Below are 12,191 nucleotides of genomic sequence, written 5' to 3'. Positions count from 1 at the left end.
CCTCTAGAAAACTGCGCCTGGCCTTCATGGGGACACCAGAATTCGCGGTTCCGGCCCTACGCGCCCTGCACGCGGCCGATCATGATATTGTCGCCGTTTATTCACAGCCGCCACGCCGTGCAGGACGCGGCAAAAAACTTACCCCTTCGCCTATTCAAGAGGTTGCTAAGGAATTGGGCCTGACAGTCCGCGTACCCGTCTCCTTGAAGAATGAAGAGGCACAGGCCGATTTTGCTGCACTTGATCTCGATGCCGCCGTGGTTGCCGCTTACGGCCTGATCTTGCCGCAAACCATACTCGACGCACCCAAAATGGGATGTCTGAATATCCACGGATCCCTTTTGCCTCGCTGGCGGGGTGCTGCGCCCGTCCAACGCGCAATATTAGCCGGTGATGACAAGACCGGCATTACCATCATGCAAATGGAAGCGGGCTTGGATACGGGACCTATGCTACTCAAATCCCGCACAGAAATCGGAACAAAGACAGCCGGGGAACTGACTGATGAATTGGCCCTGATTGGGGCCGACCTTATGACTCAATATCTTGCCTCTCCCGCAGATTATCGAGCAGAAATCCAGGACGATACAACAGCATGCTATGCCGACAAAATCACCAAGCACGAAGCCAGGTTAAACTTTGAGCAACCAGCAACAGCACTTCTTCAGCACATTCGAGCATTTAATCCCATGCCCGGCGCATTTTTCGAATATGATGGCGATCGCTATCGAATTCATACCGCGCAAATCAATGCCGCCAACGGCAAAGCCGGGACGGTTTTAAGTGATGATCTGATTATCGCTTGCGGCGATGGTGCCATCAAACCCGACATAATCCAAAAAGCCGGCAAGCCCAAAATGACGCTTGAGGATTTTCTCAACGGCGCCAAAATCCCAATTGGTACATTGCTGCAATGACCAGATTTGCCCTTACCTTAGAATATGATGGTCGGCCGTTCATGGGATGGCAGCATCAGGATCATGGACCAAGCGTCCAGCAAGCCGTTGAACAGGCAATCCAGTCCATAACCAAACAAGAGATTCGCGTCTTTGCTGCTGGCCGAACCGATGCTGGTGTACATGCACTGGGCATGCGCGCCCATTTTGACCTAGATACCAAGCTGACACCATTTCGGTTGATGGAGGGTCTCAATGCCGGACTGCGCCCTCATCCGGTCGCTGTTCTCGCTTGTGACATCGTCAATGATGACTGGCATGCCCGTTTCAACTGTATCGGACGACGTTATCTCTATAAAATCACCAACCGCCGCGCCCCGCTAACCTTGGACAAAGGACAGAGCTGGCAGGTTGCCAGACCGCTAGATGCCGGGCTGATGCATGATGCGGCACAGTTGCTGGTCGGTCAGCATGACTTCACCACATTCCGCTCAACCCATTGCCAGGCGCAAAGCCCGGTAAAGACATTGGACAGCATTTCAGTCACTCGCTTTGGCGAAGAGATTGAAGTGGAAGTGGCGGCGCGATCTTTCCTGCATCATCAAGTGCGGTCGATGGTTGGCTGTTTGAAGTTGGTTGGTGACGGCAAATGGACGCCTGAGGACTTGCGCAAAGCGCTGCAAGCCAAGGACCGCAATGCTTTAGGGTTTAATGCGCCGCCCGACGGGCTCTATTTTGTCGATGCGATCTATCCGAAGGCAGAGGATAAATCAGAGGTCGAATAGACGCTGCAAGGATTTGTCGAGCATTAGCAATTGCCAGAGCAAGCGGCTGTTATCCGCTCTTCCGGAAATGTGATCATCGGCCACTTTGCTTAATGCCTTTTGATCAAACCACCCCATGCGCGCCAGCGCCCCGGCACCGGAAATCGCCCGCGCTTCATCGGCGAGCGGTCCGCGAAACCATTGCGCAATCGGGGTCACGAAACCCATTTTCGGACGATAGAGAATGTCATGCGGCAAATAGCGTTCCATCGATTTTTTCAGCAGATATTTACCGGTACCGCGACGCACCCGCAAATTGGTCGGCAGTCGGGCTGCAAATTCCATCAGTTTGTAATCCAGCAACGGCTCTCGCGCTTCCAGACTGACCGCCATGCTGGTTCGGTCAACCTTGGTCAGGATATCGCCGGGCAGCCACATTTTCATATCTGCATATTGCGCCTGGTCCAGACCATTGCGCGCGGGCGCCTGTTCCATCAAGGCGATCATCTGGCTTTCACCCAGATATCCATCAAGCTGCGTGATCATTTGATCCGTATAGATATGCTGTCGTTGCCCCGGCGTGGTAACACCAACGGCTTCGGCATAGCCTTCGGGACCAGAGCGCGCGATAGACAATAAGGTCGATTTGGCGCGCAATGGTCTCGGTGCCCAGTCCGCTTTGGGATAGACTTTACCGAGCCACCCCAACATCGGCCCTCTTATCGCTTGGGGCAAAAGGCCGCGCACGCGCTCTTCGGCATGGTGAAACACATGGCGACGATAGCCTGCTAAAGCCTCATCCGCACCGTCGCCAGACAACGCCACAGTAACATTTTCCCGCGCCAGTTCTGCAACCCGATAGGTGGGTAATGCCGAGCCGTCAGCAAAAGGTTCATCAAAATGATCTGCCAATCTATCGATCAAGTTGAAATCGTCAGCAGCGACGGTGCGCGTGCGATGTTCCGTCTTGAACCGTTGTGCGACCAGTTCGGCATAGCCGGTTTCATCCAACGCACTCTGATCAAAACCTATCGAGCATGTCTTGACCGGTTGGCGGCTATGTTCAGACATGAGGGCGACAACCGCGCTGCTATCCACTCCCCCGGACAGAAAGGCACCAAGCGGAACGTCCGATATCATCCGCGATCCCACCGCGTCCTTCATCAGCGCCACCAATTCTTCTTCCAGCTCAGCCGCCGATGCTTTGCTCCGTCGGCTAAAGTCCAGATCCCAATAAGATATTGGCGAGGGTTCGGGCTTTCCCTGTTCGAGCAAGAGATATTGGCCCGCAGGCAATTTTTTTACGCCCCTTAAAAGCGAGCGATGATCCGGAACATAGCCAAATGCGAGATAGTCATCGACCGCACGCATCTCCGGCTCTCGCCGCAACAATGGATTGGCCAACAAGGCCTTGAGTTCCGATCCAAATAAAATGCTGCCATCCGAAACTGGCGCATAGAATAATGGTTTTACGCCGAGACGGTCACGCGCGATAAACATTTGCTTAGTGCGCTGATCAAACAGCGCAAAAGCAAACATGCCGTTTAATCGTTGCAAACAGTCGACACCCCATTGCCGCCATGCATAGAGTATGACTTCGGTATCGCCCGTGGTAACAAACTGATGCCCTAAGGCTTCCAGTTCACTCCGCACTTGCTGAAAGTTATAAATCTCACCATTATAGCTAATGACCTGAGCTTCATCCGCGGTCAGCATCGGCTGCGCGCCGCCTTCAAGATCGATAATGGACAGCCGGCGGTGACCAAGACCAACACCCGGAGCCGTCCAAATGCCCGAACCATCAGGACCGCGATGGATCAAGCTATCCGTCATTTTGCGCAGGCGTGCGGGATCAACCGGCTTTGCCGTTTCCAAATGAAATATACCCGCAATGCCACACATGATGTGCGCCCTAGCGCAGACCCGCCATTTCGTCAGCCAGTTTATCCAGTGGCCCCAAAGCCTGGTGAAACTTATCCATTGCTGCACCGGGACCAAGTTCATCAGTTTTTTCGGCAGATATCAAAATAGCAACAGCTTGTTGATTGCCGCCCAAAAGCCGGGTTTTCAGCGTTTCAATTTTCACGGTCGAGCCACGACCGGTCAATATTCCGCCTATCCGATAATAGGAATGTACATCTCTGATCACAGGACCGGGTGCTGTTATTTGTATCGCTGTGCCCGAATCCGGTTCCGGCAAATCTCGACTCCAGGACCATTCCGTTCCGGGATCAAAAGCGCCCTGCCCATAGCCGACAAGTTCACGCCCTTCTTCTTGGCGATCATAAACGGCAATTGCTAAATCCACTTCTTTTCCAGTGGATATTTCTTGATAGCGGCCCAGCAGCCGATGATTGGCGCCATCAAATCGCGGCTGCCAATCAAATGCAGGCCGATAGGCGACTTGCTGCCAGCCAGCCACTTTGGGAAGCACAATTTTATCGGGCACCGGTGAGCTCTGGGCGGCCAATGCTGATATCCAAATCATCGGCACCGCGACAACTGCGACAATCGTGACCGCCGCTGCTTTTGGGCCGAGCAGCGACGATTTCACCGCCATTTTTTCGATTACAGCGCCATCAATCATAGGCTCGTCAATCTTGCGATCGAAAAAGGGCCAACCCACCGCCATGACCAAAATCAAAACAAAGGCGAAGAAAAACCAGCCGTAAAATATGTGGTCAAAGCCAGTGGCAAAGTCCGTGCTGGTATGATGAGCGATGTAGATTGTTCCAAAAGCGCGAATGCCATTAGCGATAATTGGGACAGCTACGGCGGCAACCAAGAATAGTATCCGGCGCTGCCAAGAATGAAAGCATAAATTGGCAACCAAGGCGCCATAAGCGATCATCGCAATTAAAAATTTTACTCCTGAACAGGCTTCAGCAACTTCAAAATAACCAGTTGGCGTAGAAATAAACACACCATCGATAAAGGCGGGAATATTAGCCCAGCCGAGAAACACCATCGACATTTTAGCGGTGATTGTCTGCAAATAGGGAACGATTTCTTCGCCGAACGGAACCAGGAAAAAACTATACAGTAGCGGAAATGTCAAAGCCCGCATGACTTTGAAACCGAGCAACGTCATGACGGCACCTTGTACCATCATCACCAATCCAAGCTGTCGGGCAAAAGCAACGCCCGCCGCTTCACCGAGCAACCAGCCGGTGGCTGCGGCTCCCAGCCACAATAAACCCGGTGTCCACACAGATGGCGTAATTTTAATTAACTCCTCACGCCGTTGATGCACCAGCCAAATAATAATCGGCGCAATCAACAAGCAGTGATTATAGGTCGACACATTCCACCAAGCATCAACCATCGCGGCACCATCACGCCAGAATAGCATCACTATAAGAGCCACAGTCGCTGTCAGCAAAATCAACTGACGGCGCCATGATGCAAAGGCTGGATTGCTCTCGCCCTGCGCGGCTATGGGATCCATTACAGCGCTATTCATTCCGCTGCCTCAGCCATTTCAGGTGCATCAATACCGCATAATGTTGCAATATTGGCGAGCTGCTGCTCCCAGCTATAGCCAGAACGAATGAGCGCGCTTGCCCGGTCCCCAAGGGCACCTGCCTTTGCCGGATGCGCGAGCAACTCACAAACCAATTGCGCTTCATGATCCACATTTTCAGCCACATAAAAATGCTTTTTGTCGAGGGCGTTTATACCTTGCGCAGCGGGGTGCGAAGCAACCACAGCCTTGCGCATCGCCATCGCTTCAAGCACTTTATTCTGGATACCCCGCGCAATCCGCAGCGGTGCCACGACAATATCTGCGGATTTGATCCACGCCCGGATATCATCGACACTGCCGGCCACCCGAGTGCCATTTTCCCCATCCAGACGCATGACTTCTGGCGTGGGTGCCCGTCCGACAATGATAAACTCGGCATCCGGGAAGCGCGCAACTATTGTCGGCATGGCTTGCTTCGAAAAGCTAACAACCGCTTCGACATTTGGACGATAATCCATTTGTCCGGTAAAAATAATTTTTGGTCCGGAGCAATCATGACTCACCGCGGCAATGGCATCAGGATCATAAAATTCCAAATCAATCCCATTGCCGACAGCACATATTTTTTGCTCGTCCAAGCCGGATCGTTGACGGAACAAACTCGCTTCGGCCTCGCTCACAAATAGGGAATGATCTGCTCTTTCTCCGATTTGTTTTTCGAAAGCGGAAAGCAATTTACCTTCCCGTCGATTAATCCAAGCCATGGGGCCCTTTCCAGATTCAGCATAGCTTTCAAATTTCGCACTATCTACATCGGCAAAATCCATAACCAAGCGGCCGGAATAACTGGCCGGAACAAATTGTGCCATTTGTCCGGAAAACACAAAGATACAATCGATCGGACGAGATTGGAGAATTTGATCCACATAGCCTTGAATGGCTTCGCTTTCGAAAGAGGTCAGCGACACGGGCTTACCTGTCGCAAGCGCCTCGATCCCTGCTTGCCAATTGGATTTAGTTCTTAGCGCAATGTGACTTGACGCCAAATTTGCCTTTATCGCGCTATCTTCCTGCGCTTCCGACAAATCGTCAGCAAAGCAAGCCAAGTGTACCGGCTTATATGCCAATAGTTTGCGCAGAATATGATGCGAACGGATTTTGTCTCCTCGATTGGGAGGCCATGGAACCCTATGGGTCAGGAATAATATCTCGCCCATCAGCCCAAGCCTTTGGCAATGACGGGTCCCAATCGGTTAGCTATGGAAATTGGCAGTTTCTGCCAGAGCGCAACTTGCAACCGATATCGCGGACTCATCGGGTTAACATCACGAACCTCTTCCCCATCTTGTGCTCTTGTCGCGTAAGATAATGGCTGGGGATCGAAACCCCAATTTTTCTTGAATGAATAAGCACCCGTGCCCACTTTCGAGCGGCCGAAATCAAAATTTCGGCATCCACGATCGCGACCGTGGTTCATTAAAGCATAATACATCACGTCATTGGCGCGCAATCGCCGCGCATCAAAGCAACCGCCGCCCCAATAAGGCAAGACCGTCTCGTGATGATAAAGGCTGAGTACACTGGCAACTGGTTGACCGTCATTGGAGACGGTCAATATATCGGCATCTTCACCAAAAGCCGTCATCACAGCATCGAATAATTTCTTGGGAAAAACCGGAGTGCCCAAATTTCGAACGCTTTGTGCATAGACCTGATAATGATCCTGCCGATCTTCTTTGCTATTACCGATGCGTACAGTCAGTTCGTTTTTCAGTCCCTTGCGCACTTCTGCACGCTGTTTACGCGGTATTGCGAGCAATTGTGCTTCTTCATCATCTGCCAATTGCGTCACGAAACCAGCATAAATTCCGTCTTTCTTCTGCCATTGATCGGATGGGACAGGTCCTCCGCGAAGCTCGACGCTAGGAAAGCTATGGGTTTTCGCAAAATCCCATACATGTTCCGCAAGCCGATGAACGGCTTGATCGCTTTGGCTTAAAATTCCCCCACCCACGGCGAAACCGGAAGACACTAGAGCGCGGCCAAATAAAGCAGAATGAATAAGCGACAACGGCAACAGGGCTTCGAGAGCGCCATTGCTTTTCTCTGCCAGAATATAGCACCAGTCATGACCACATGCCTCTGATACAGACGCAAGCCAGGCCGGGCGATGAAATGCCGTGCCGTCGGGATGGTCCATCACGAAGCGATCAATGCGCGCCCATTCATTGGGATCCTTTTGGTTAAAGATCCGAATGCTCAAATTATCTGGTGTGAAGGGCATATTCATTGGGCGATCTCCCTTTCCAGGATCGCCAGTTCATCCACTCTACCCCATTTATAATCTTTACACACACGAACCAATTTTGATCGCATTTGCGCCAAGTTGGTATAGTGCCGTATTTTCGATTTGAGCGGCGCGTTCGCAACGCGAGGTTGCGCCGGATCAATTTCCCAAGGATGAAAATAAAAAATGGCACCGCGGCCATCATCTTTCTGCATCTTGCGAATAGCGTTATCATATAGCGCATAAGGTAAAAGACGGAAAAAACCACCGCCGCCAGATGCGAAAACCCGTTTTCCCCATTGAACCGTCGTAACCGGCAACTCAACTAGCTCCGATCCAGGCACCGGTTTCCAAGCAAAGCGAGGCGATCCTTGCCAACCATAATGATCGTGCTTGATCGGCGCGACACTGGATGAATAGCCATAGCCTTGTTCAGCCAAAATCTCATGTGCCCAAGGGGTCCGCTGGTCGATCGAAAAACTTGGCGCCCGATAGCCTACAATCGCTTGACCACTGCTGTCTTCCAAGATTTTTCGGCTCTGCTCCAGGTCCTTGCGAAATTGATCAGGCGTCATTGTAAACACCCGCGCATGATCATAGCCGTGACTAGCTACTTCATGGCCTGCCGCAACAATGCGTTGCATCAGCGAGGGACGCCGTTCTGCGACCCAGCCCAAAGTAAAAAACGTTGCTTTTACGCCGACCTCGTCAAACAGGTCGAGCACTGCAACAGTATTGTTTTCAAACCGATGATCCAAACTATCCCAATCGGATCGATCGATTACGGTTTCAAAAGCTCCCACTTGAAACCAGTCTTCGATATCCACGGACATAGCATTGAATAAAGCATTAGCTTTCTTCGCTTTTTGTAGTGGTTCAGGCCGCGCGTCCTGCATTGACATAGCTTTCTTTGCTTCGAATATCGCTTTCGACCCAATCTACAAGCATCGTCAAGACACGGTGTAAATTATCTTCCTGACCACCCATTCGCATTTCCAGAGCGGAAAGTTGTTTGGAGATCATGTCGACTTGAGCGGCAACCACTTCATTTGTATCCGGTGTAGCCAGAGGACTTTGCCCCTCTAACGGTGGCGCGATTGGCGCAGCGACGGGTTCTGTGGGCGCAGCAATTTCTGCACCGCTGCGAAACGGCAAGACTTCGTGATCTGCTGCTTCGACAGCAGGCACCGGTGCGATGCTCGGTTCTGAAGGCTCAACGGCTGCAGCGATATCAGCAACTATGGGTTGATAGCTTTCAACCGCTGGCGCGGGCTCCATTTCCGGATTTTCTTCCGGTTGCACAGCGGATTTACGCGCGGGTTTTTCCCATAGCGGGCTTTTGGCCGTAGCTGGATCAAATTCAACCTCAGGTTCGGCAATTTCTACGTCCTCACCATTGAGATCAGCCAAAACGCGGCCCACTAAGGGTTGGTCTATAAGTTCAGCATGTTCCACCGCACCCATTAACAACACGCGGCTCATCATTGTATTGATCTTACGCGGAACCCCGCCGGTTTCACCAAAAAGCAGTGCAAATACATCCGACGTGATCTTGGGCCGTCCCGACCACCCGCTTTTGGACAAACGGTGCGTAATATACGGCTCAATTTCATGAGCTTCCATGGGTTCCAGATGATGATGTGCAATAACCCGTTGGCGCAATTGCTCCAAACGATCTGATTGCTGCAAAACATCCCGAAATTCCGGTTGGCCGAGCAGGAATATCTGCAACAAGGCCTGACCGCCCAATTGAAAATTGGAGAGCATCCGCAATTCTTCCAGCGCACCGGTTGGTAAATTTTGGGATTCATCCACAATCAGCAAACAACGACGGCCAGCACGCGCTTCGGCATGAAGAAACTCTTCGAAAGCGCTCAGTAATTGAGCTTTGTCCAAACCCTCGGTTTCAATATCAAAATTATTGGCAGCGACGCGCACAATATCTTCGCTATCCAGCGCTGTGGTTACGATATTAGCCGCGGTTAACCGTTCACGATCGATCGTGGCCATCAAATGACTCACCAGCGTGGTTTTTCCGGCTCCGACATCACCGGTGATGACAATGAAACCCTCTCCCTGCGCCAAACCATAGCCAAGATATGACAGGGCTTTGCGGTGAGTGAGACTCTCAAAATAATAGTGCGGATCCGGAGTAAGTTGGAACGGCCTACTTCTCAGTCCATAAAAAGTTTCATACATATTGGTCTCTCCCACTTACTCTCGCGGTGATACTGTTAAAATTCATATTGCAGGCCAAGCAATGCCGACGCGGTCAATGCGGTGTCAAAACCATCTTGCTGGAAGCTATCCAGGCCAACAGCCGCGCTACCCGTTAGGCCGGGAATGATCTGACGGTAATATCCGGCATTGGCGCCCAGCGCGAGCACGTTAGGCGCTCCGGCAAAGCCGCTGTCCAGCAGATTGGCATAGACATTCGCATCAAAGCTAGAACGCGCATCAAGTTGGCGTCCAATGGACAGGTTTGCATAATAGTTTTGATCGACCAAACCATCAACGCCGGACAGACCGCCAAGTTGTGACGCAAAGAAGCGGCGACGGGAATATCCTACGGCAAGCCCTGTATTCCATCCGTTATACGCATAAGCCAATTGTGCATTGACGCCGCGCGCACGGAAAGATGAGGATGAAGCGGATTGCAGCGCATCATTGAAGCACAGGCTGCTGGTTTGGCCAAAGGCGCAACCGTTTAACTCCCCACTCAATGGATTTCGACTAGTTGAGAAACTGGTCCCCAATGAGGCGAGATTATCGTTGAGCAAATTGCCGAAACCGGAAACCGTATCATAGACAGACACGTTCAAAGATGTGTTTTCATTTGGCTGATAACCAAGGCTACCCGCGTAGGTCGTGCTGCCATAACGACGGCCGACACGCGCTTCCAATGACGTGCGCCGGCTTGGACGCCACAAGACACCAGCATCCCAAATCAAACCATCTTGATCATAGGACAGCAATCGCGGTGAATTTTCATCGGTTACCAAACGGCCATCATTGTCGACGATCGGATCTCCATTGACATCGCGCAACGCATCGCGTTCGGAAATTTCTATATCTTCATAGCCTACACCGCCGACAAGAGCGACAGTTGGCGTGACCGGAACCGTGACATCGGCGCGAACATATTTGCCTTCGAACCTTTGGTCCAGTTGACCAGCATCTTCCCGTTCATAACCGGCACCGACCGTCCAGCCAAAGGGCAGTTCTCCAGGCCGCATACCAACGCTCGCGCTGGCTGAGTGGCTAACGCTATCATCAAATATATCGATAGGCAGCTGTCCCGGTGGCAATACCCCGGTATCTTCGCTTTCTACCTTGGTATAGCCCACACGATAGTTGGCATTGACATCCAAGGCTCCGATATTGGTGGAAAGAGATGGGCCCGCATAAACCGAATAAACCTGGGTCACATTGTCAATGTTACCAACTGTGTTGGTTGGCGACTCGCCGCGAATATCAATCCGGCTTCGCGTCGCAATTCCGCCAGCTTCCAGTGCGAGAACATTCGGAACGACTTGAACGCTACCGCGCGCCAAACCGCTGAGAATGTCGTCATCGCCGATATTGTCCTGATAGAAAAAACGGCGCTCATAGCGAAGATTTACCTGGGCTTCGGCACGGCGCGTTTGAATGGAAGTTTCCAATCCCGCAGCGACGGTCGTATAGGTTAAAACATCCGATCCGTTGTTCAAATCGGCAACCAAAACCTGTTGCACTTCGAGATATGGCGTAACTTCGACTTTACGGTCTTTGGCCTGCACTGGCTGCACGGCAATCAAAAGCAGTGGCGATAAGAGCGCTCCGACTTTCAATAAAGGCATAGGTTTACGGCTGGTCACTTCTACTCTCCATATCCATAATAGGATCCAAAGCTCCGTCCCGTTGGCGAAAATTTTGTACCATTGAGGAGCAATTGAATATTGTCACAGCCGGCCATCAAGCTTAGCGCATCGCGCAAGGCTGTTTCTGTGGTTTCATCGGCTCTTACAATCATCACGACTTGTCCCACATGGGTTGCAAGGACAGATGCTGGCGAAGCCGACAAAGCCGGTGGTGAATCAAAAATTACAATGCGATTGGGGTTGTGCTGGGTTAACCGGTTCAACACTTCTTGCGTCCGAGACGAAGCCAGATATTCGGTATCCGCGTTAGTTTGTTCGCCAGCAGGTAGAATAGCCAAACCAGCTATATCAGTGTGAATGATGCAATCTTCTACCGGCAATTGCGGGTCGGCCAAGGCGTCCATCAAGCCTTTATTGCCTTCCAATCCGAGGCTCGACAAAATGCTGGGTTTGGCGAAATCCGCATCAACCAAAAGCACTTCATTGTCTTTTTCAGCAGCAATCGAAAGCGCCAGATTCAGGGCGCAGAATGTCTTTCCCTCATTGGGATGGGCTGAACAGATAAGAATGCGTTCGCCATGTTGAACCCGCGCCTGTTTGGCACTTCCCTTTGCCCCCAGCAAAAGCTGCCGTTTAATGATCCGAAATTCTTCTGAAATGCCGGTAACCGGTCCGTCAGGTACAACAAATCCTGCTTCGCGCAATTTGTCGCGATCCACAATCACGCGCGGCCCCTGATAAGCTGGGGTCCGCGGCGGCGATGACACAACTTGCTGCGACATGTCCTCTGGTGGCAATATTTCTGGACCGTGACTATCCGTTGGACCACCCGTTTTTGATGGTACATAATCATAGACTTGCGCTGCCCGTTCGAGCAGTGAGCTTGATTTGTTGAGAGGATTATATTTGTTCATTGTC

The 12,191-nt window shown here is 51.7% G+C and carries 10 protein-coding genes; 2 read left to right on the top strand and 8 right to left on the bottom strand.

From position 1 onward, the window contains the following. The first annotated feature begins 11 nt into the window (after positions 1–11). Positions 12–917: a methionyl-tRNA formyltransferase gene (gene fmt / locus ABJU74_RS01595; protein WP_348385934.1), complete on the top strand. Its 906-nt coding sequence runs from the start codon at positions 12–14 to the stop codon at positions 915–917. Beyond that, complete coding sequence (gene truA / locus ABJU74_RS01590; protein ID WP_348385823.1) at positions 914–1,681, top strand: tRNA pseudouridine(38-40) synthase TruA; 768 nt, start codon at positions 914–916, stop codon at positions 1,679–1,681. Before fmt ends, truA begins: the two co-directional genes overlap by 4 nt. Here the strand turns inward: truA and ABJU74_RS01585 are convergent. The 8 genes from ABJU74_RS01585 to ABJU74_RS01550 are packed head-to-tail and all read right to left on the bottom strand — an operon-like array spanning position 1,667 to position 12,187. Continuing rightward, positions 1,667–3,562 carry an XrtA/PEP-CTERM system amidotransferase gene (locus ABJU74_RS01585; RefSeq protein ID WP_348385822.1) on the bottom strand — a complete coding sequence of 632 codons (1,896 nt, stop codon included), beginning with the start codon at positions 3,560–3,562 and terminating at the stop codon, positions 1,667–1,669. The genes truA and ABJU74_RS01585 overlap by 15 nt on opposite strands. A 10-nt stretch (positions 3,563–3,572) precedes the next feature. Next, the gene (gene xrtA / locus ABJU74_RS01580; RefSeq protein ID WP_348385821.1) at positions 3,573–5,123 is read right to left on the bottom strand and encodes an exosortase A; all 1,551 of its coding nucleotides are present in this window, start codon (positions 5,121–5,123) and stop codon (positions 3,573–3,575) included. Beyond that, positions 5,120–6,343: a TIGR03087 family PEP-CTERM/XrtA system glycosyltransferase gene (locus tag ABJU74_RS01575; RefSeq protein WP_348385820.1), complete on the bottom strand. Its 1,224-nt coding sequence runs from the start codon at positions 6,341–6,343 to the stop codon at positions 5,120–5,122. Before ABJU74_RS01575 ends, xrtA begins: the two co-directional genes overlap by 4 nt. After that, complete coding sequence (locus ABJU74_RS01570; RefSeq protein ID WP_348385819.1) at positions 6,343–7,416, bottom strand: FemAB family XrtA/PEP-CTERM system-associated protein; 1,074 nt, start codon at positions 7,414–7,416, stop codon at positions 6,343–6,345. Before ABJU74_RS01570 ends, ABJU74_RS01575 begins: the two co-directional genes overlap by 1 nt. Next, positions 7,413–8,309: an XrtA system polysaccharide deacetylase gene (locus ABJU74_RS01565; RefSeq protein WP_348385933.1), complete on the bottom strand. Its 897-nt coding sequence runs from the start codon at positions 8,307–8,309 to the stop codon at positions 7,413–7,415. The genes ABJU74_RS01570 and ABJU74_RS01565 overlap by 4 nt, the downstream gene beginning before the upstream one ends. Beyond that, entirely contained in the window at positions 8,290–9,612 is a 1,323-nt protein-coding gene (locus ABJU74_RS01560; protein ID WP_348385818.1) for an XrtA/PEP-CTERM system-associated ATPase, read from the bottom strand. The genes ABJU74_RS01565 and ABJU74_RS01560 overlap by 20 nt, the downstream gene beginning before the upstream one ends. A gap of 35 nt (positions 9,613–9,647) precedes the next feature. Further along, the gene (locus tag ABJU74_RS01555; protein WP_348385817.1) at positions 9,648–11,270 is read right to left on the bottom strand and encodes a hypothetical protein; all 1,623 of its coding nucleotides are present in this window, start codon (positions 11,268–11,270) and stop codon (positions 9,648–9,650) included. A 2-nt stretch (positions 11,271–11,272) separates the two neighbouring features. Continuing rightward, the gene (locus tag ABJU74_RS01550) at positions 11,273–12,187 is read right to left on the bottom strand and encodes an AAA family ATPase (RefSeq protein WP_348385816.1); all 915 of its coding nucleotides are present in this window, start codon (positions 12,185–12,187) and stop codon (positions 11,273–11,275) included. Positions 12,188–12,191: the final 4 nt, after the last annotated feature.

It is taken from the genome of Parasphingorhabdus sp., from assembly GCF_039982415.1.
Lineage (GTDB): Bacteria > Pseudomonadota > Alphaproteobacteria > Sphingomonadales > Sphingomonadaceae > Parasphingorhabdus.
This window is presented reverse-complemented; position numbering and strand designations above follow the sequence as displayed.